The organism is Streptomyces sp. LZ34, assembly GCF_053890475.1.
The window spans coordinates 11,073,723-11,093,763 of record NZ_CM132680.1; the positions used below are offsets into that span (position 1 = coordinate 11,073,723).

17 protein-coding genes are annotated in these 20,041 nt (G+C 70.0%); 7 read left to right on the top strand and 10 right to left on the bottom strand.

Annotated elements, in window-relative coordinates:
• Position 1 precedes the first annotated feature (1 nt).
• From ACWY4P_RS47745 to ACWY4P_RS47760, 4 genes are all read right to left on the bottom strand, one after another.
• Entirely contained in the window at positions 2–1,771 is a 1,770-nt protein-coding gene (locus tag ACWY4P_RS47745; RefSeq protein ID WP_456207048.1) for an ATP-binding SpoIIE family protein phosphatase, read from the bottom strand.
• Between the two features lie 261 nt (positions 1,772–2,032).
• On the bottom strand, positions 2,033–2,212 hold the full coding sequence (locus ACWY4P_RS47750; protein ID WP_456207049.1) for a hypothetical protein: 180 nt from the start codon (positions 2,210–2,212) through the stop codon (positions 2,033–2,035).
• Positions 2,213–2,710: 498 nt separating this feature from the next.
• On the bottom strand, positions 2,711–4,144 hold the full coding sequence (locus ACWY4P_RS47755) for a sensor histidine kinase (RefSeq protein WP_456207050.1): 1,434 nt from the start codon (positions 4,142–4,144) through the stop codon (positions 2,711–2,713).
• Entirely contained in the window at positions 4,141–4,830 is a 690-nt protein-coding gene (locus ACWY4P_RS47760) for a response regulator transcription factor (protein WP_456207051.1), read from the bottom strand. The genes ACWY4P_RS47755 and ACWY4P_RS47760 overlap by 4 nt, the downstream gene beginning before the upstream one ends.
• Before the next feature lie 151 nt (positions 4,831–4,981).
• Here ACWY4P_RS47760 and ACWY4P_RS47765 point away from each other — a divergent pair, with 151 nt between their 5' ends.
• The 4 genes from ACWY4P_RS47765 (at position 4,982) to ACWY4P_RS47780 (ending at position 8,233) form a co-directional block, all read left to right on the top strand.
• Positions 4,982–6,322 carry a ferredoxin reductase family protein gene (locus tag ACWY4P_RS47765; RefSeq protein ID WP_456207052.1) on the top strand — a complete coding sequence of 447 codons (1,341 nt, stop codon included), beginning with the start codon at positions 4,982–4,984 and terminating at the stop codon, positions 6,320–6,322.
• A gap of 10 nt (positions 6,323–6,332) precedes the next feature.
• Complete coding sequence (locus ACWY4P_RS47770; RefSeq protein ID WP_456207053.1) at positions 6,333–6,767, top strand: FMN-binding protein; 435 nt, start codon at positions 6,333–6,335, stop codon at positions 6,765–6,767.
• Positions 6,768–6,789: 22 nt separating this feature from the next.
• On the top strand, positions 6,790–7,491 hold the full coding sequence (locus tag ACWY4P_RS47775; protein WP_456213299.1) for an FAD:protein FMN transferase: 702 nt from the start codon (positions 6,790–6,792) through the stop codon (positions 7,489–7,491).
• A 115-nt stretch (positions 7,492–7,606) separates the two neighbouring features.
• On the top strand, positions 7,607–8,233 hold the full coding sequence (locus ACWY4P_RS47780; protein WP_456213300.1) for a GntR family transcriptional regulator: 627 nt from the start codon (positions 7,607–7,609) through the stop codon (positions 8,231–8,233).
• A gap of 3 nt (positions 8,234–8,236) precedes the next feature.
• On the opposite strand, the gene ACWY4P_RS47785 is transcribed toward ACWY4P_RS47780, so the two are convergent.
• Genes ACWY4P_RS47785 through ACWY4P_RS47795 form a run of 3 tightly spaced genes read right to left on the bottom strand, consistent with a single transcriptional unit; the run spans position 8,237 to position 10,745 of the window.
• Positions 8,237–8,584, bottom strand: coding sequence for a cupin domain-containing protein (locus ACWY4P_RS47785; RefSeq protein ID WP_456207054.1), 348 nt, complete (start codon positions 8,582–8,584; stop codon positions 8,237–8,239).
• Positions 8,581–9,372, bottom strand: coding sequence for a carbon-nitrogen hydrolase family protein (locus ACWY4P_RS47790; protein ID WP_456207055.1), 792 nt, complete (start codon positions 9,370–9,372; stop codon positions 8,581–8,583). Before ACWY4P_RS47790 ends, ACWY4P_RS47785 begins: the two co-directional genes overlap by 4 nt.
• A gap of 17 nt (positions 9,373–9,389) precedes the next feature.
• Positions 9,390–10,745, bottom strand: a complete 1,356-nt coding sequence (locus tag ACWY4P_RS47795) for an MFS transporter (RefSeq protein WP_456207056.1) — start codon at positions 10,743–10,745, stop codon at positions 9,390–9,392.
• A 141-nt stretch (positions 10,746–10,886) separates the two neighbouring features.
• Between ACWY4P_RS47795 and ACWY4P_RS47800 the strand changes: the two genes are divergently transcribed.
• Entirely contained in the window at positions 10,887–11,573 is a 687-nt protein-coding gene (locus ACWY4P_RS47800; RefSeq protein ID WP_456207057.1) for a DUF2848 domain-containing protein, read from the top strand.
• Positions 11,574–12,078: 505 nt separating this feature from the next.
• Positions 12,079–15,102 (top strand): family 16 glycoside hydrolase, encoded by a 3,024-nt coding sequence (locus tag ACWY4P_RS47805; protein WP_456207058.1) that lies wholly within the window; start codon positions 12,079–12,081, stop codon positions 15,100–15,102.
• A gap of 616 nt (positions 15,103–15,718) precedes the next feature.
• Here ACWY4P_RS47805 and ACWY4P_RS47810 read toward each other — a convergent pair.
• Entirely contained in the window at positions 15,719–17,194 is a 1,476-nt protein-coding gene (locus tag ACWY4P_RS47810) for an FG-GAP-like repeat-containing protein (protein ID WP_456207059.1), read from the bottom strand.
• A gap of 205 nt (positions 17,195–17,399) precedes the next feature.
• Here ACWY4P_RS47810 and ACWY4P_RS47815 point away from each other — a divergent pair, with 205 nt between their 5' ends.
• Entirely contained in the window at positions 17,400–17,534 is a 135-nt protein-coding gene (locus ACWY4P_RS47815) for a hypothetical protein (protein ID WP_456207060.1), read from the top strand.
• 113 nt (positions 17,535–17,647) lie between these two features.
• On the opposite strand, the gene ACWY4P_RS47820 is transcribed toward ACWY4P_RS47815, so the two are convergent.
• Both ACWY4P_RS47820 and ACWY4P_RS47825 read right to left on the bottom strand, forming a co-directional pair.
• Positions 17,648–18,814 carry an NAD(P)/FAD-dependent oxidoreductase gene (locus tag ACWY4P_RS47820; protein ID WP_456207061.1) on the bottom strand — a complete coding sequence of 389 codons (1,167 nt, stop codon included), beginning with the start codon at positions 18,812–18,814 and terminating at the stop codon, positions 17,648–17,650.
• A 36-nt stretch (positions 18,815–18,850) separates the two neighbouring features.
• Positions 18,851–19,564 carry a GntR family transcriptional regulator gene (locus ACWY4P_RS47825; RefSeq protein WP_456207062.1) on the bottom strand — a complete coding sequence of 238 codons (714 nt, stop codon included), beginning with the start codon at positions 19,562–19,564 and terminating at the stop codon, positions 18,851–18,853.
• Positions 19,565–20,041: the final 477 nt, after the last annotated feature.

Below are 20,041 nucleotides of genomic sequence, written 5' to 3' on the forward strand. Positions count from 1 at the left end.
GTCACCGGCCCCCTTCCCCTGGATGTACATCCCCGGACGAGGAGCCCGGCTCCGCGGAGCCCGGACCCCCGCGACGGGGCTCACGTGGTAGTAGGACGATCTCGCTCCACACCTGTCTGCCGCCGCCGACCGGCACGGAACCCCAGGATGCCGACCTGGCTTCGACCATGAGGATGCTCCGGCCGCCGGTCGCCTCCCAGTCCACGATCACCGGCTTGGCGGGCGCACGCGGCGAGGAGTCGGTCACCGCCACGCGTAGCCGGTCCGCGGCGGCGGTGAGTTCGAGGTGGACCGTGCCGTGCGCGTGCACCAGGGCGTTGGTGACCGGTTCGGAGACCGCCGGCAGCACGACGTCGGCCATCCGCCCGGGGTCGGCGGGGGGCGCGGCGGCGAGCGCGTCGCACATCCGGCGCACACCCTCGTCCAGATGCCGCCTCGCCGACTCGACCAGGCCGTCCGACAGCAGGGCCAGGACCGTGCCCGGGGCCGGCGCGGCCGTGGTCATGGGGAACTCCGCCTCCGCGAGCACACCCAGCGGGAGCCCGCCCTCGACCATCAGCTCATCGGCGCTGCCGTCCGGATGGCGCAGCAGCGGCGCCAGGTGCCCGGCCCGGACGAACCAGGCGTTGCCCTCCTCCAGGTCCAGCTCGACATAGCAGCAGGTGGCGAAGAGGTCGGTGTCCATGCCGGCGAGCAGGCGGTTGGCGTGCGAGACGACCACATCGGGCGGGTGCCCCTCCACGGCGTAGGCCCCGACCGCCGTGCGCATCTGGCCCATGATCGTCGCGGCGCCCGCGCCGTGCCCCTGCACGTCCCCGATGACCAGTGCCACCCGAGTCCCGGAGATGTGCGGATCGTCCCAGCCGATCAGACACGCTCCCGCCACCCGGCCGGGGGCCGGGAGCGACAGCACGGCCAGACCGCCGGGGCCGACCCCCGTCAGACCCGGCTCGAGCGTGGAGCCCGCAGGCCACAGGTGCGTACGGCCTTCCCACCCGCCGGCGACCACCGGCCGGTCGGTCCGCAGCTCGACCAGCGCCACCCGGTCGGCTCCCAACGGCTCGCGCAAGGCGGTGACCACCACCTGGCCGACGTCCCGGACGGTCATGGCGTTGGCGGGTGCGGTGGTCAGCCATCGCACCCGGGAGAGCACCTGCCCGGGCCCGCCGCCGGCATCACCCACTACCCGGCGGCTCATTGGACCCAGCAGCGACGGTGTGGGCGGGCCGGGCTCCGCCACGCGGCGTGGTTCGTCGCCGGCCTGGAGCTGGGCGACGATCGCGTCGGCGGACCGCTCCAGGAAGCTGCGCTGCCCGGCTCCGAAGCCATTCGCGGCATCACCCACGACGACCAGGTAACCCAGCCGCCTGCCCGCGGCCCCGAGCGACAGTGCGCCAGGCGACGCACCGGCACACATCGCTGTTGGTCCGTCCTCGTGGCACGCGGCGTATTCCGCGGAGCCCAGCCGCAGGGGCCGATCAGCGCTCAGGGCATCGGCGAGGGGAGAGCGACCGGACATGGACCAGCGCTCGGGCAGCCCATACCGGGCGGCGGTGCCCGGCCCGGCGGTCTCGATCAGCCGGAGGACGTCGCGCTCGTCGCCCGGCGCACAGGGGGCCGCCGGCACCGCGCCGGCGAACACCAGGAACCCTTCCCCCGAGGTGGGCTCTGGCGCAGTGGACACCCGGCCGGCGCCATTTGGCGCGGCCTGATATGCCCACAGCTTCGGGGCCTCCACCTGGGCCCCGTCGTCATTGGGCATGTTCCCCATCTACCTCCCCTCCCTGCCGCGGATACGGGCAAAGTGGAGGTCGTCGGGAGGCGGGCGGCGACGGGGTGCGGGAGCACAACCCGGCGGTGCCGGACCGCGCCGCCAAGGAGCGGCAGGGCATTTACACCCCAAATGGTACATGCGCATGGAAATGCCTCACGCATGTGTGCGCCGGGCTCGGCGGCGGCTTCGGCCCCTTCCGGGACCTGCGACCGCCGAGTAGCGCCGAGTAGCGGGACGCGACCCGGGCGGCCGGTCGTGTCAGGCCGTTCGACGGATGAGTCCCTCCTCAGCAGCCATCCGCCAGCGGTGCCGGACGCCAGTCATCCGCGGGGACTCCTCCCACGGCCGCCGGGCGACCGGCAGCGCCTCGGCGCGGTCCGTGAAGTGTCGCCCGCCGACGCCCTCCGGCAGGAGGCACCGGCCCATGGAGCGTCGCACGGGCCCGATGCTCCCAAATCCCTGACCGTCGGCAGCCCGCCGAGGGCTCCGCACAGTTGGCGTGCCGCATCGCCGTTCGGGTTGCGCGGGTGAGCAATCCCCGGAGGACGGCCGCGATGTGGGTGCGCGCAACTGCGCCGGTGCAGTGCGAAGTCGACCCGTGATCGGGCCGGCCGTCGGTCAACGGCCTCTGGAGAGGCAGAAGCGCGCGCTCAGAGCGGCGGGTTGAAGGTGAAGCGCTGCGAGAAGAGGCCCAACTGCAGCAGCTTGAGGCACTCCCATCAGAGGGGCCAGGGCTGCTGCCGCTGCGACTGCGGTCACCACCGACCGCCGCAGAGCCGCCTTCAACCTGACGATCACGTGAACCCCTCCTCTCTTCTTCGCCAGTTGGTCCGGCAAGCCCTTCTGCTTCTCGGTGTCCCAGGCATGGCGGTTGTGGCCGACTCCCGGATTCGATGGCGCAGAACATCGTCGCTGCAGGTCAGGTGGCATCGGGCGTCAGCCCGTCCAGGCCGAGGGGATGCTGAATGTGAAGATTGTCGAGCCCGGGTCACTGGTCAGGTCGAGGGTGCCGCCGTGCGCCCGCACCAGCGACCGCGCGACCGCCAGGCCCAGGCCGCTGCCGCCGCGGCTGCGGGCCTTGTCGACCCGGTAGAAGCGGTCGAAGACCCGCTCCTTGTCGGCAGCCGGAACGCCGGGGCCGGAGTCGGTGACCCGCACCACCGCCGCGCCGGACCGTGACTCCACCACCACGCACACCTTCGTACCCGCCGGGGTGTGCACGGCGGCGTTGGTGAGCAGATTGTCCAGCACCTGGCGGATACGCAGGGGGTCCAGCCGTATCCACAGCGGGGCGGGGCCGGCCGTCACGGTCAGCGGGTGGTCGGGGCGGCCCGCGCGGAACGCGTCCGCTGCCTGGAGCACCAGCTCCACCAGGTCCGCGTCCTCCAGCCGCAACGGAGTCTCCACCTCGGCGGCATCCAGGCGGGCGAGCAGCAGCAGGTCATCCAGCAGCACACTCATCCGGGCGGCCTCCGTGCGCAGCCGCGCCAGGTGCCTGTCCCGTTCCTCCGGCGTGTTCGCCGCCGCGTACTGGAACAGATCCGCGTAGCCGCGCACAGACATCAAGGGTGTGCGCAGCTCGTGCGAGGCGTCCGCGATGAACCGGCGCAACCGCTGCTCGGCCTCCGTACGGACGGCGAGCGAGTCGTCGATGTGTTCCAGCATGGTGTTGAACGCCGTGCGCAGTTCCTCGACCTCCGGCCCGCCGTTCCCGCCGTCGGCGCGCACCGGCAGCCGCGCGGCCGAGTCGGTCAGGTCGTGCGAGGTGATGTCATGGGCCGTGTGCGCCATGTCGCTGAGCGGCTTCAGGCCGCGCCGCAGCATCGCCCGGCCGATCACCACGAGCGTCAGCAACGCGAGCGCGAAGTCCACGACCTGGACCGTGATCAGCTGTCGTACGGTGCTCTGGATCTCCTCCATGGGCGCCGCGGTGACCAGGACCACTCCGGGTTCGACCTCGCAGGCGCGCAGCCGGTACGTGCCCTCCCCTTCGAGGTGCGCGGTGCGCAGGATGTCCCCGGACCCCGAGTGCGCCCTCGCCTCGGCCACGGCGGCGAGCTCCGTCGCGTCCGCCGGCACATCGCTGGGCTCGCGGAGTACGGCCGCCCCGCTCGAGACCTCGTACACCGCGGTATACCAGCGCCAGTACGGCTTGCCCTCCACCGTGCCGTGTGCCGCCGCGTCCTTGGACTGGGTGACCTGGACGAGCTTCATCTGGTCGCTCAGCTGGCGTTCCAGGTAATCCCGCATATACGTCGTCAGCGCCGTGCCGACGACGGCGAACACGACCAGCGACAGCATGCCCAGGCCCAGGGCCAGCCGGGTGCCCAGACGCAGCCTGCGGTAGATCTGCCTGAGGCGTCTGATCACTCGGCGGCCTGCCGTATCACGTACCCGACCCCCCGCACGGTGTGGATCAGCGGCGGGCCGGTGTCCTCGAGCTTGCGGCGCAGCCGACTGACGACCAACTCCACGACGTTGGAGCGGCCTCCGAAGCCGTACTCCCAGACGTGGTCGAGGATCTGGGCTTTGGTCAGCACGGCCGGCGACTTGCGCAACAGATAGCGGAGCACCTCGTACTCGGTCGGGGTGAGCGTGAGCAGCCGGTCGCCGCGCCGCACCTCATGGGTGTCCTCGTCCATGGTCAGGTCCGCCACCCGGAGCACGGATCGCTGGAAGCCGGGCCCGGCGCTGCGCCGCAGCACCGTCCGCAGCCGTGCCATGAGCTCTTCCACCGCGAACGGCTTGACCAGGTAGTCGTCTCCGCCCCGGGTGAGGCCCGCCACCCGGTCGGCGACACCGTCCCGCGCGGTGAGGAACACGACCGGCACCATCGTGCCCGACCGGCGCAGCCGGTCCAGCACACCGAACCCGTCCAGGCCGGGGAGCATCAGGTCCAGCACCACGATGTCCGGGTGGAGCTCGGCCGCTCGGCTCAGCGCCTCCTCACCGGAGTACGCGGTGACAGCCTCCCAGCCCTCATAGCGGGCGACCGTCGCAACCAGGTCGGCGATGGGGGGATCGTCGTCCACCACGAGGAGTCGTACTTTTTCCACGTGCTCATACTGCTTCACCCGGCCGCTGACGCGACACCGGCCGGTGCGCCGGAGCCGTATCGATAAGAACTTGAAAGCTGAAAGACAGGAAAACGACAGCTCCCGCCAGCGAAGCTCGGTGTCCCAGGACCCGATCGAGGAGTTTCCGGCCGTGACGACTGTCCAGACGACCGTCCCTCCGCCTCCCGCGGCCATCCGCCCCAAGGTGGTGGCCCGCACCGGCCTGTACGCCGTGCTGGCCCTGAACGCGGCTGTGGTGACCGTGTTCTTCTTCCGAGCCGGACTCGACTCGAACGCCCTCATTCTGCTGGGGCGGCTGGCCGGACTGTACGGCGCGCTCCTGATGGCGTTCCAACTGCTGCTCGTGGCCCGGTTGCCGTGGCTCGACCGCCGGATCGGCATGGACCGTCTGACCTCCTGGCACCGCTGGGTCGGCTTCTTTGTCCTGTGGCTGCTGGTGGCGCACGCCGTGTTCATCACCTTCGGCTACGCCGAGTATTCGTCGCTGGATCCGGTGAGCCAGCTGGTGGACCTTGCCGAGACCGTCGAGGGCGTGCTGCGCGCGACCGTCGCGCTGGCGCTGATCATCATGATCGGCGCGGTCTCGGCCCGCTTCGCCCGGCGCCGGCTGGCCTACGAGACGTGGCACTTCCTCCACCTGTACACCTACCTCGCGGTGGTGCTGGCGTTCACGCACCAGGTGGCGGTGGGTACGACGTTCACCACGTCGTCCACGGCGAAGACGTACTGGTACGCCGTCTGGGGCGTGGCCTTCACCTCGGTGTTCGTGGGTCGGCTGGTACTTCCGCTGTGGCGCAACCTGCGGCATCGGCTGCGCGTCTCGGCGGTCGTCCCCGAGTCCGACAACGTCGTCTCGGTCTACATCACGGGCCGCGACCTGGACCGGCTGCCCGCGCGGGCGGGCCAGTTCTTCCTGTGGCGCTTCCTGACCCGGGACCGCTGGTGGCAGGCCAACCCGTTCTCGCTGTCGGCGGCACCCGACGGCACGCGGCTCCGGCTGACCGCGAAGACGGCCGGGGACGGCACCGCCGCCCTGCGCCACCTCAAAGTGGGCACCCGCGTGTTCGCCGAGGGCCCGTACGGCGCCTTCACCACCTTGCACCGCACCCGGCCGGACGCCCTGCTCATCGCCGGCGGTGTCGGCATCACCCCGGTCCGGGCCCTGCTGGAGGAGTTGCACGGCCACGCGGTGCTCATCTACCGGGTCGCGGCCAACCGGGACGCGGTGCTCTACGACGAGCTGCGGGAGCTCGCCCACGCCAAGGGCGCCGAGCTGCACCTGATCACCGGGCCAGCCACCCCGGACCGGCTGGCCCCGCGCGAGCTCGCGTCGCTCGTACCGGACGTGGCCGACCGTGACGTCTATGTCTGCGGACCGCCCGGTATGACCACCGCCGTCCTGCGCACCCTGGGCGACCTGGGGGTACCCAAGCCGCAGATCCACTTCGAACGCTTCAGCCTGGCCGGATGAGGGGAATACCGTGAAGCGAGTACTGCCTGTCCTGGCCCTGACCGTCCTCGGCCTGATCCCGCTGTGGCGCTACGAGCCGTCGAGCGGCACGACGGCCGAGGCCGCCGAGCCCGCCCCGTCCTCGTCGACGTCGAGTCCGTCCTCGTCGTCCCCGGCCTCGCCGTCCGCTTCGGCCGCCGGCCCACCACAGGTCGTCCAGGGCTCCACCGTCAACACCGAGAAGGGCGCCGTGCAGGTGGAGGTGGTCTTCGAGAGCGACAAGATCACCGCCGTACGGATGCTGCAGGCGCCGGACCACCCGCAGACCGAGTCCTCCGTGCCGAAGCTGATCGAGGAGACGCTCGAGGCGCAGAGCGCCGACATCGACACGGTGTCCGGCGCCACGATCACCAGCGAGGGGTACATCCAGTCGCTGCAGGCCGCCATCGATGCGAAGGGATCCTGAGGTGCACCGCATCGAGCACATCATGGGGTTCCCGATCTCGGTACGGATCGACGACGAGGACGCCGTCACCGAGGACACCGACCCGGCGTTCGCGTGGCTGAGGGAGGTCGACGCGCGGTTCAGCCCCTTCCGCCAGGACAGCGAGGTGTCGCGCCTGGACCGGGGCGAGCTGGCACCCCACGAGCTCAGCGCGGACCTGGTCGAGATCCTCGACCTGTGCGAGGAGTACCGGGTCGCGACGGACGGGGCGTTCCAGGTGCGGCTGCCCGGCCGCGGCCTCGACCCGTGCGCGGTGGTGAAGGGATGGGCGGTGCAGCGGGCCGCGGACCTGCTGACAGCGGCGGGTACGGCGAGGTTCTGTCTCAACGCCGGCGGTGACGTGGTGGCGACCGACGGTCCGTGGCGGGTGGGTGTACGCCATCCCGAGCGGGCCGACCGGCTGTGCACGGTGCTGGAGATCACCGACGGCGCGGTAGCGACCTCCGCGCGCTACGAACGGGGCGACCACATCCTCGACGGGCGCACCGGTCGTCCGGCGGCCGCCCTGCTCAGCGTGACCGTCGTGGCACCGTCCCTGACCGAGGCGGACGCGACCGCGACGGCGGCGTTCGCGATGGGCGCCGAGGGGATCGAGTGGGCCGCCGATCGGGAAGGCTGCGAGGTGTTCGCGGTGGACGCCGACCGCAGGGTCTTCCGCACCCCGGGGCTCCCCGTCACCGTCTGACCCGCCGGAGCTGCCGACGACCAGCACCGCGGTGCGCAGTCGGCCCAGCCCGGTCATCGGCCGTACCGCATGGTAACCTCGTATACAAGGTGTATGCGAATTGCTGGGGGTTGCGGTGGCGTCCGGTCGGGAGACGGCGTACGCGTATCTCAAGGACACAGTACTGACCGACCCTGAGATGCAGGGGGCGTTCCTGTCCGAACAGGAGATCGCCGACCGGATCGGGGTGTCCCGCACCCCGATCCGGGAAGCGCTGCTGTTGCTCGCGGCCGAGGACCTGGTCGAGCTCGTGCCCAAGCGGGGCGCCCGGGTGTCGCCGCTGACCGGACGCGAGATCAGGGAGCTGATGGAGCTGCGGGGCATCGTCGAGCGGTATGCCGCGCAGCAGCTCGTCACCGCCGGACGGGCGCCTGTGCAAGAGCTGCGGTCGCTGCTGGAGCGGCAGCGTGAACTCACCGGACCCGGCCAGGCCCGGGAGTTCATCGCGGTGGACCACCAGTTCCATTCGACGCTGGTGTCGGCCGTGGGGAACGCGCTGCTGGACCGGCACTACGAGGGGTTGCGCAGCCGTCAGGTCCGGGCCGGGGTGGTGGCCGTGTTCAACCGGCAGGGGCGGCAGGAGGCGGTGCTCGAGGAGCACCGGGCCATCCTGGACGCCCTCGCCGCCGGCGACGCGCAGGCCGCGTGTGCCGCGATCGACCACCATCTCGAGTCGACGCTCAAGGTGCTGCTCGCGGGCTAGCGACTAGCCGGGCTCAGGGTAGGTGATCACGAGCATCGTGACGCCGTCCTGCGAGATCCAGGGGCCGTGCGGCATGCCCGGTGGGCGGCAGGCGTACATGCCCGCGGTGAAGGACCGGTCGAGCGTCAGGTCGTGCAGCGCTCCCTCGACGAGGTAGACCTCCTCCCAGAAGTCGTGGCGTGTCACGCCGCCGGCCGAGGTGTCGGTGCCCGGCGCCCAGCGGACGAGTGCGGTACGGCTTCCGCGCTCGGGGTCGTGGGCCAGGACGCGCTCCTCAACGCCGGGGCCCGCGCCGACCGGGGCAGTCCACGGCCCGTCGGGGAGGTGGAACTCGAGCTCGGGCTTGCTCACCGCCACACCTCCGGCCGCCGGTTGGCCAGCACGGACGTCTTCTCGCGGACCGCACGGACCTCGTCGACGTCCAGGTCGGTCACCAGCAGCTCCGGCTCGGCGCCCAGAGCGTGCCGGACGGTCCCATCGGGCCCGACGACGCGGCTGTGCCCGATGCCCGTCGGCGCGGGGCCCGGCTCGGTGCCGGGGTCGGCCTGGCCGACGGCGGCGAGCCAGACGGTGGCGTCCAGAGCACGGGCCCGCACCAGCAGCTCCCACTGATCGAGCTTGCCGGGCCCGGCGCCCCACGAGGCCGCCAGCAGCGTCGCGACCGCTCCGGCGTCGGCATGGGCCCGGAACAGCTCGGGGAATCGGACGTCATAGCAGGTGGCCAGGCCGAGCCGTACCCCGTCCACGTCGATCACCGTGATGCGGGAGCCCGCGGCGACGGTGTCGGACTCGCGGTAGCCGAAGGCGTCATAGAGGTGGATCTTGTCGTACGACGCCTCGACCCCGGGGCCGGTGGCCAGCAGGGTGTTGGCCACCCTGCCCTCGGGGGCCGGGGTGAACATGCCGGTCACGACGACCGTGCCGGTGGCCCGGGCGATCTCCCGCACCCCGTCGGCCCACGGCCCGTCCAGGGGTTCGGCGAGCGGTGCCAGTGGGGTGCCGAAGCAGGCCATCGAGGCCTCGGGAAAGACGACGACACGGGCTCCGGCGTCCGCGGCACGCTGTGTCCATTCCTCGATGAGCCGCAGGTTCTTCCCGGGGTCCGGGCCGGTGGTGAGCTGGTTCAGGGCGATCTGCACGGTTCCTCCTCAGGGGGTCAGACGGCGTCGGCCGTGGCCTGCGTGGTCGGCGCGGCAAACCGGGCGTCCTCGTCGACGGCGGCTTCCGGATCGCGGCCCAGGAAGACCCCCACGAGGGAGATCGCCGCTGCGAAAGCGATGTAGAGGGCCAGTGGCAGCCAGGTGCCGTAGGCGCTCAGCAGGGTGGTGAACAGCAGCGGAGCGATGGCGCCGCCGATGATGCCGGCCAGGGTATACGCCAGCGAGGAGCCGGTGTAGCGCAGCCGGGGCGAGAACTGCTCGGCGATGAAGGCGGCCTGCGGCCCGTACAGGAAGCAGTGGATCACCAGACCCACGACCACACCGATCGCCAGTGGGATCCAGGTGCCGCCGCCGACCATCGGGAAGAACAGGAACGGCCAGATGCCGGCGGCCACGGCGGCGCAGCCGTACAGCAGGCGGCGGTTGATCCGGTCGGAGATGGCGCCTGCCAGTGGCATGAGGAAGACCTGCAGGGAGGAGCCGATGAGGACGGCCGCGAGTGCGGAGCCGCGCGACATGCCCAGTTCCCCGGTGGCGTACGTCAGGGCGAAGACGGTGAACATGGCGTACAGCACGTCGGGGCCGACGCGGCAGAGGATCGCGGCGAGCAGCGCGCGGGGCTGGGTGGTGAAGACCTCGCGGATCGGTGCCTGGGGCCGGGACTGCTCGGCCTCCATCGCCTTGAAGACCGGGGTCTCCTCCAGCTTGGCCCGGATCCACAGACCGAAGGCGACGAGCACGCCGGAGAGCAGGAAGGCCACGCGCCAGCCCCACGCCTCGAACTGCGCCTCGGTCAGCAGTGCGCCGAGGGCGGCCAGCACGCCGTTGGCCAGCAGGTTGCCCGCGGGCGGGCCGACCTGCGCGGCGGAGGCGTAGAAGCCGCGGCGGCGCGGGTCCCCGAACTCGCTGGACAGCAGCACCGCGCCGCCCCACTCGCCGCCGACGCCCACGCCCTGCGCGAACCGCAGCACCACCAGGGCGACCGGGGCGGCGACCCCAACCGTGGAGTACGTGGGCAGGACGCCGATCAGGAAGGTGGCCACGCCGATCAGGACCAGTGTGGCGATCAGCACTTTCTTGCGGCCGATCACATCGCCGAGGCGACCGAAGACGAACCCGCCCAGCGGGCGCGAGACGTAGCCGACCGCGTACGTGGAGAACGCCAGCAGCGTGCCGGTGAGCGGGTCCTCCGAAGGGAAGAAGAGATCGCCGAAGACCAGGGCCGCCGCGGCGGAGTAGACGGCGAAGTCGTACCACTCCAGGGCTGTGCCGGTCAGGCTCGCGACGAAGGCCCGGCGAACGCCGGAGCGCCTCTCGGACGCCGTCGAAGCGTCCATGGCGGTGTCGTGCATGGTTCCCATCCTTGCTCGGGGGACATCGACTCTTCCTGCATACTTGTTGTATACAGGTCGTATGCGCAAGTCCTGCGCCAGAAGTTAACCGCGGAGAAATCCGGATCCGCAGCCCGTCACCCGAACTCTGGGAGTGCCCTCATGGCCCAGCTGACCTTCGAACTACCCGACGGATCGACGCGCGAGGTCGACATCGTCCAGGTCCTCAACGCCGGGTACGCCGGGCGCAGCCAGGAGGACGTCGCCGCGCACGTCGCCGAGCTCGCCGAGCTCGGCGTACCCGCGCCCTCCGTGACGCCGGCCCTCTACCCGGTCGCCCCCTACCTCGCCCAGCAGACCGACCGCGTGGCGGTGCAGCACGGGCGCACCTCCGGCGAGGCGGAGTGGGCGCTCGTCGTGGCCGGCGAGGGGGAGCTGCTGCTGACGGCCGCCTGCGACCATACCGACCGCGACCTGGAGGTGCACGGCGTGGCCTGGAGCAAGAACGCCGGCCCGGATGTCCTCGCCCGGCGGGCCTGGCGGCTCGCCGACGTCGAGTCACGCCTCGACGACCTGACCCTGCGCGCCTGGGTAACCCACGGCGACACCGAGACCGAGATCCAGCACGGCACCCTTGCTGAACTGCTCACTCCAGGCTATTGGGCCGACGTCCTGCGCTCCCGCCACGCCCTCACCCCGGGCACGGTCCTCATCTCCGGCACCATCCCCATGGCCCCGGATGTGGACCAGTTCGCCGACGCCTGGCGGGTGGAACTGGGCGACCCCGCCACTGGCGACACCATCCGCCTCGCCTACGACGTGCGCCCCATGCTGGAACCCATCGGCTGACGCGCGGTCGGCAGGCCTCCCCAGCCGGTTCGCGACGGCAGGAGGCCTGCCGGGGTGAGGGGTTCGTCCCGGTTCTTCCGTGTCGGACCGCATTGCCGCGTGGGTGGTTCCTGAACGGTCGTCAGCGGTGCTGTTGCGAGGGGGTCGCGTTGCATCGTTCCGCTGGGGCCGGGGCGACCGTGCGTTGTTCGGGGCCCCAGGTTTCGCGCGTGGACAGCACGCCGGTGAGGCCCACCGCGATGCACCCGTAGAACCCGTCGGGTCCGGTCCACCCGAAGGAGTCCGCCAGGAGCACGGCGAGGAAGCGAGGAACGGGGACTTTCGACTTGTTGAGGACAAAGTATGGACGGTTCGGGGTGTTGTTCGTACGCTGGGCGTCGCTTTCGTACGGACGTCTGCGTGCATCACGGCGAAAACCCGCCGCACCACCCGTACATGGACGAGCTCCACTCCGTGACCGCGGTCCGCCGTCGGCCGCTCCGCCTAGCGCCCAGCAGGAGGAAGAGTGACGCCACGCAAGTACCCGAGCCTCCGTAGCCATCGCCGTAGGCCACGAAGAATCGCCGGCCTGCTCCTCGCGACCCTTCTCGTCGGCGGTCTCGCGACACCGGCCGCCCAAGCGGACGAAAAGCCCTTCGGGGACCTGCCGCCCCAGGAACCCGGCGTCACCCTCCGCGTCTTCGATATCCAGTCCCCGCTGAGCAAGCTCTGCGACCTCAAGCCGGCCCAGACCCCCAACGTCGACAAGCTGATCCCCAACGTCGACTGGTCCTCCACCGAGGGCTTCGGTTTCACCGACAACTTCGTGTCGCAGATCATCGGCAACATCGACGTCCCCACCGACGGCACGTACACGTTCCGCCTGATCAGCGACGACGGCTCCCGACTGCTCATCGGCGACAAGAAGGTCGTCGACCACGACGGACTGCACGGTGCCGAGCCCAAGGACGGCGAGGTCGCCCTTTCACCCGGCTACCACGCCCTGCGCATCGACCACTTCGACCGCGGCGGCGACCAGCAGGTCACCCTCCAGTGGAAGCCCCCGGGCGCCGACGACTTCTCCCTCGTCCCGAACTCCGTGCTCAGCACCGACGCCGGCGTCGTCCGTGTCACCGCCCCCGGCCGCAAGGAGTGCGAGGGCAGCTATGACACCCCCGGCGACGGCCTCCCGTTGACCTCGGTCAACCCCGGCTACACCCTCACTGATCTGCGCCCCAAGGGCTTCGAGCCGCAGGTCTCCGCGATGGACTGGCTGCCGGGCGGCAAGCTCGCCGTGACGACGTGGGGCGGCAGCACCAAGACGGAAGGCGAGGTGTACGTCCTCGACCACGTCACGGGTGACACCGGCCCGGAGAAGGTCACGTACAAGAAGATCGCCGGCGGCCTGAAGGAGCCGATGGGGATCAAGTACGTCGACGGAAAGCTCTACGTCTCGGAGAAGCACCAGCTCACCGAGTTGTCCGACACCGAGGGCGACAACGCCGCGGGCGAGATCCGCAAGGTCGCCGACTGGCCGTACGGAGAGAACTTCCACGAGTTCGCCTTCGGACTGCTCTACGAGAACGGGAACTTCTATCTGAACCTCTCCGTGGCCATCAACTACGGCGGTGCGACCACCGATCCGCAGCCCGCCGCGAACCGCGGCACCACCATCAAGGTGAACAAGAAGACCGGAAAGGTGAGTTACCTGGCCGGCGGCCTCCGTACACCGAACGGGATCGGACGGGGCCCCCAGGGCGACCTCTTCGTCACCGACAATCAGGGCGGCTGGCTGCCCGCCTCCAAGCTGCTCCACGTCAAGCAGGACCGCTTCTTCAACCACTACACCAACCCGGACGGCCCGTTCGACGACCGCCCAGTCACCAAGCCCGCGCTCTGGCTGCCGCAGAACGAGATAGCCAACTCGCCCAGCACGCCGATGCTGTTGAAGAAGGGGCCCTTCGCCGGGCAAATGCTCTTCGGCGACGTCACCTACGGCGGAATCCAGCGCGCCGACCTGGAGAAGGTGGACGGCGAATACCAGGGCGCGGTGTTCCGGCATACCCAGGGCCTGGAGGCCGGCATCACCCGAATCAGCACCGGACCGGACGGTGCGATCTACGCCGGCGGTCTCGGCGCCGACGGAAACTGGGGCCAGGAAGGCAAACTCCGCTTCGGCCTGCAAAAACTCACGCCGAACGGCAAGACCGCCTTCGACATCAAGACCATGCGCGCCACCCGCGACGGCTTCGAACTCACCTATACCAAACCCCTGTCGGCTGAGACCGCCGCCAAGCTGACGAACGGCGCCTACTCCGTCGAGCAGTGGCGCTACGTCCCCACCCCGGCGTACGGCGGCCCGAAGGTCGACGAAGAGGCCCTCCCTGTCGCAGCCGCCCGACTGTCCGCCGACCGTCGCACGGTCCGGCTCACCATCCCCGGCCTCAAGACCGACCGGGTGGTGCACATACGCTCACCGCGCCCCTTCGCCTCGGACGCCGGTGAGCAACTCTGGTCCACCGAGGCCTGGTACACGCTGAACGCACGCCCCGGCCCCGAGCAGCCCATCACCTCGTACGACGCAGAATCGGCACGCCTGGCCGGCGGAGCCGACATCGACACCGAGCACGCCGGCTACACCGGCGGCGGCTTCGCCGACGGCTTCAGCACCCCGGGCGCCATGGCCACCTTCGAGGTCGACGCACCCGCGAAGGGCAGCTACGACGTGGGACTGCGCTACGCCAACGGCCCCCACCCCTTCACCGGCACCAAGACCATGGGCATCACCGTCAACGGCGGGCAGGCGCAACAGACCAGCCTCCCCTTCACCGGCGCCTGGAACCGCTGGTCCACCAAGACCGAGCGGCTCTCCCTGCGCAAGGGTCTCAACACCATCGCCTACACCTATCGGCCCGAGGACACCGGCCACGTCAACCTCGACATGATCGAGGTGCGCAGACCCGGCAGCCGGATCGACCTGTTCTCCGGCGGCAGCGTCTCCACCGCCTGGCAGCACACCGACGGCCGCAGCGTCGAATGGCCGCACTCCGCCGAGGACTCCATCGAGGTGTGCTGCGGCGACATCCGGACCAAACAGGCTTTCGGCGACTTCAGGCTGCACGCCGAATTCCGGGTGCCGAAGCTGCCGGACGATGTCACCGGGCAAGACCGCGGGAACAGCGGCATCTACCTCCAGGAGCGGTACGAGATCCAGATCCTGGACTCCTTCGGAGTGGAGAAACTCGCCCCTAACGAGGCCGCGTCCATTTACAACAAAAAGGCCGCCGACCTGAACGCCGCCACTCCACCGGAAAGCTGGCAGACGTACGACATCGTTTTCCGCGCGGCCCGTTTCGACACCGCGGGCCGGAAGACCGATGACGCCAGGATCACCGTGGTGTGGAACGGCAGGAAAGTCCACGACAACGTGGCAGTGGACGGCCCGACCGCCGCAGGCGACGCCGAATCGGCGGCGGCGGGCGCAATCCGGCTCCAGGACCACGGCAACAAGGTCCGCTTCAGGAACCTCTGGATCGAACCGCTGGACTGACGGCCACGAATGGAACTGTCCCGGGCCGGTGAACCCACCGTGCGTGAGAACGCACGGCTTCGTCGGACCCGGGACAGCTGGGCTCGTGATCCTTCGCTTTCCTACGTTCCTGCCGGTAGGCGACGGTGCCCTGGGCGGCCGCGACAACGCAGCGAGTCTGCGTGCCTGTACCGTGTGCCACGCCCAAGGACGTCCAGCCGCGGGCGGAACGGAGCTGTGCGGCACTTGCTCAGGCCGCGTCGTCCCGGTCTCGTTCGATGGCGGCGAGGCGGTTCTTGGTCCTCGTCGCGCCTGTCCGGCCTCACCACCCGTCCGGGGACCGAACACGGCATCGATCAAAGCCCGGGTGCCGCATTTCACCAGCTCAGGCGTGATGATCTGCGTCAACTCTCCAAGCTGCCCAGCTGCAAAGGCACGACGGCCGACAGCAGCGGGCATGCCAGACTGAACATGCAACCGGGCTCCTACCGCGACGGTGTGTCTTGGTCGACTTCCGTCCTACGCGGAGCCCCGTTTGCCTACCCTGCCTTCGCCAGGTGACTCCTCGGTTGCGCGGCCCCATTGCCCGGGCCCGCATCCCTGTGGGGAGCGGGCCCGGTGCGCGGTTGGGGCGCGCTCAGTCGGCGAAGTTGGCGCCGAAGTTCGGCGTGCCGGTGGTGGAGACTCCCGATGAGCTCGGCGAGACGGAGCGGGCGCCGGTCGTGGTGATCTTTGTGCCGCTGGAGGGCAGGTATGTCACCGCGCCGTTGCCGGAGTTCTCCCAGGAGCTGACCAGCAGGTCGGCCTTGCCGTCGCCGGTGACGTCGTCGAGCTTGGTGTCGAGGCCGAACCCGTCGTACTTCTCGTCGTCGCCGGGCACGCCGGCGGTGCTCTGTGCGAAGTACTGGGCGCCGGAGCTGGTGTTCAGGCCGCTCGCTGAGCCGTACAGGACGGTGACCGCACCGGTGTCGGCGACGCCGTTCAGGTCCTCGCCGGCGGCGCTGATGACGATGTCCTGGTAGTTGTCGCCGTTGATGTCGCCCAGGTCGAGCTCGTAGCCGAACTGGTCGTTCTTCTCCGACCCGCCGGGGACGTTGCCGGTGTTCTGGGTGATGCCCGTGGTCGAGCCAGGGCCCCTGTTGGAGCCGTAGGTGATGTTGGCTTTGCCGCCCAGGGCGGAGCCCGGGATGGTCGTGCCGTCGTCGGTCGTGTTGTTCCAGTAGGCGCCGCTGACGATGTCGCCGAAGCCGTCACCGTTGACGTCGCCGATGGCCGTGATCACGCCGGGCTTGAGGGTCTGCGCTGAGGAGGTGCTGAGGCCGCTCGCGGTGCCCGGCACGTAGTAGTTGGTGTTCCAGCCCCAGTCGGTCTGCGTCTCGAAGCCGTCGACCACGAGGTCGGTGCGGCTGTCGCCGTTGACGTCCCCGGCGGTGAGGTTCATCGGGCCTCGGGCGCTGCCGCCGGACTGGATCGGGGGCTTGATCGTGTAGCGGCCGCCGGCGGTGCCGGAGGTGCTGATGCCGCCCTTGTAGACGTAGACGGTGCTGGAGGAGTTGCCGACGGCCAGATCGTCCTTCCCGTCGCCGTCGAAGTCGCCGGCGGCCAGGTTCTTGCCCCAGAAGTCGTGCGACGAGGCGGCCGGGTCCGCGATCGTGACACCGGTGCCGGTGATGCCCGAGGCCGAGCCCCACAGTACGGCGAGGGTGCCGCCGTCGGTGTCGCCGCCCACGTCCTCGCCGGCCGCGGCCACGGCGATGTCGTCGTAACCGTCGCTGTTGAAGTCGCCGTAGGCGGTCTCACCACCGAAGGCGTCGTTGGCCTCCGCGGTGCCGGGGACGCCCGCGCTGTTCTGGCTGAGCACCGTCCGCTTGGCGGACGACACACCGGTGGAAGTGCCGTAGAGCACCACGAGTTGGCCCGCGGTCTTGTTGCCGCTCACATAGGCGCCGGCGGCCGAGAAGGCGACGTCGCCGATGCCGTCGCCGTTGAAGTCGGCCTGGGGGACCGTCGTCGAGTCCGCCGCCATGGCCGTCGCCATCGGTAACGTGAGCACACCGCCCGTCAGCGAGGCCGCGACGGCCGTCGCGAGGGCGATACGAAGGTGCTTGTGCACGCGGGGTTCTCCTGCAGTATGCGGGGGATGCCTGGCAGGCATCCGCAGTCAATGGGGTGTGTTCCGCCCGCGCTTGCCACGAGTTCGCTGGAAGGTAGCCACGGCTTCGCGAGACGGTTGGCGATCAGGAGACTCGCGAGGGAACCTAAGGGTTGTAGGTGAAAATGAAAAATGTCCGGGTGCCCCCACGAGCGACGGTGTCGTCATGGGAATGATCATTGCCCGCGCGCTCGAACTCTCAGTCGCCGCACAAGACCAGGCAAGCGCCGTCCAGTCGATGGAACGAATCAACACGCTCAGAGCCGACATCGTCGGCGGCAACCTCGACATCGAGAGCTGACGACCACGCCCGGCCTCAGCGACGGCGGCCCGAAGCGCTCTTCGGACTGTGCGGCCGGTGTTCTGGGCCGTCTGACGGACAGCACCGTTCCGGAAGCGGTGGAGGGCTGTCGGCTACTGCTCGCCCAGACTGGTGGCGTGTTGATCCACCTCGATGTCCGAGCGCCGTACGCCGGTGAATCGTGTGGGCCGGAAGGCCCCAAGGAGGTCCTGTTCCTGATCAGTCGTGATCTCGGCCGCGACCAGCCGTCCCAGAATCGGCGCCAAGGTGACCCCGCTGTGCGAGACGAGGCAGTAGACGCGGGACTGCGCGGAGGCATAGCCGGCGATGGTGTGGCCGTCTGCGGGCAGTGACCGGAAGCCGACGCGCAGGTCGATCTTCGGTGCCCGGCTCGGGGCGGGCAGCAGTGCGGAGAACCGCCGAGCGAGGGTGCTCGCGATGTCCCCGTCCGCGGACGGAGGGTCTTCTGGATCGACGTCGGCGTTCAGATCGAGAGCCTGCAGGACGGTATGCCCGCCGGCCGCGGGGCGGAGGTTGAGGCCGGGGCTGTGGATCACACAGCGCAGGTCGAGCTCCGGGGACCTGGCGTACCCGAGCAGACCGACGGTCTGCGATCCGCGACCGACATCCGTCACCATGGGAACGTCGATCCCGGCTCGGGCGGCGAGGCGTTCTGTCCAGCGGCCTGCCGCCAGGACGACTCGATCGCCGGTGCAGACCTCTCCTCCGGCCAGAGTGACGGATACTCCGTCAGACCTGTCGACAATGGCCACGACCTCGCCGATCGCGCACTGGGCTCCGTGCTGCTCGGCGTCCGCCAGCAGGCTGTTCACCAAGAGGTCCGGCAGAACGTATCCCTCGCTGGGGAAGTGTGCGATGCATGTGATGGCCGCCGGGATGCGGAGGTCGCCCGCGATCCGTGTTGCTTCGTCGGGCGTGACCCAGCGCGCGGGGTAGCCCAGGGCCTGCAGCCGTTCCACGTTGTCGGCGAGCCGCTGCTCGTTTGTGGCGTCTGTCCACTGCAGCGCCCCCCTGGGGAAGTACGATGGCGCGCCGCGCAGTTGCTCGGCGAGCCTGGCGTGCTCCTCCATCCCCGCGAGGTTCAGCCGGTGGTAGTCCGGGTCGGGCTTCCTGCTGGAGTTGGTCCAGGCGAAGGTGGTCGCGGTCGTACCGGTGCCGGCTCCCCACTGATCGAGCAGGAGAACGTCCTCGCCGGCGACGGCAAGCTGCCGCGCGACGCTCACCCCCAGCACGCCGGCACCGATGATGATGACCTTCATTGTTGGCGTATTTCCTTTCTGGCAGCGGCACGCTGCTCATATGGCGGGGACGGGAAGCTCCAGGAAGAACTCGGCGGTTCCCGGACGGACGAGGGTCGTGACCACCTCGACGGTGCTTCCGTCATCGGCACGCAACTCCCTGCGCCTCATCAGCGCGGGCGTTCCGGTCTCGCTGTGCAGCAATGTGGCGTCGTGCTCGTTGAGGGCCACCGGGTCGAGGTAGAGCCGGATCGCGTCGATCGGTACTCCTCTGCGTTGGAGATACGGGAGGGTGACGAGGTCTTCGAGGTTCTCGTTCAGCAGGTCGGGGGCGGCTGCGAAGAGCACGACATGTCGCTCGACCGACTGTGGCTCCTCGCGCACGTTGAGCTTGCGGCGGACCAGTTCCACTACGGCCGTGTCGGCGGAGGCGCCGGGGAGGGCCAGGATGGCGTCGGCGGCCCTGACGATCCGCGCCGAAACGACTTCGTGTCGGCCCGGCGCGCCCTTTGCGGCTGCCGCGGGGGTGACGAAGTTGAGCAGATTGATCTGCCGCGTCACGTCCGCGACGAACGTTCCGTGGCGCCGCCGGCGGATCGCCAGTCCCGCCTCTGCCAGGTCGTTGAGGACCCGTTGGGCCGTGGCACGACTGACGCCGTGCTGGGCGGAGAGGTCCTTCTCGGTCGGCAGCCGCGCGCCAGGGGGCAGGTCCCCGGCCCGGATCTTCGCTTCGATCTCTCGCCTGATCTGTACGTAAAGCGGCACGGTCATGGTTAGACCGTACATTCAGCCAATTGACTGGTAAGAGCGAGCCGGCCAGCCAGTTCTTCGGCGTCCGCGCCTTGTCGGCGGGATGCTGTTCTCGCCCCGTCCTGCGCGGTTGCTTGGGCCAGGCCGCGGGTGACTCCGGAGCCGAGCCGACGACAGCGCGGGTGCGGCCGCACCTGGAGTGTTCCGGAACGCCGACCACGGGTGATCGGACCCGCCTCCGCCGATTCGCCGAGAACGCGCTGGGCCCCGGCATGGCCGGCGCCGTACCGGCGGTGGAGATCCTTTTCAGCCGGTAGCCGCGTGCCAGCGGGCTGGACCCTGCCTGATTCGCCATGTCGGTCTCCCGTCTGATCTGCACGGCGACCCGCGCCGGGCCCTTAAACCGTACAATTAGCCAATTGACCGGTCAATAGTGAGGTGGTGAGCGCTGGGTCATCAACGACCCTCAGCTCGTCGGGTGAGGAGGAGGCCGCGCGG

Bases quoted from the DNA above. Each gene is read 5' to 3' on its own strand.
- ACWY4P_RS47745 (WP_456207048.1), bottom strand. From the start codon at position 1,771: ATGGGGAACATGCCCAATGACGACGGGGCCCAGGTGGAGGCCCCGAAG.
- ACWY4P_RS47775 (WP_456213299.1), top strand. From the start codon at position 6,790: ATGGGGTTCCCGATCTCGGTACGGATCGACGACGAGGACGCCGTCACC.
- ACWY4P_RS47795 (WP_456207056.1), bottom strand. From the start codon at position 10,745: ATGCACGACACCGCCATGGACGCTTCGACGGCGTCCGAGAGGCGCTCC.
- ACWY4P_RS47800 (WP_456207057.1), top strand. From the start codon at position 10,887: ATGGCCCAGCTGACCTTCGAACTACCCGACGGATCGACGCGCGAGGTC.
- ACWY4P_RS47815 (WP_456207060.1), top strand. From the start codon at position 17,400: ATGGGAATGATCATTGCCCGCGCGCTCGAACTCTCAGTCGCCGCACAA.
- ACWY4P_RS47820 (WP_456207061.1), bottom strand. From the start codon at position 18,814: ATGAAGGTCATCATCATCGGTGCCGGCGTGCTGGGGGTGAGCGTCGCG.
- ACWY4P_RS47825 (WP_456207062.1), bottom strand. From the start codon at position 19,564: ATGACCGTGCCGCTTTACGTACAGATCAGGCGAGAGATCGAAGCGAAG.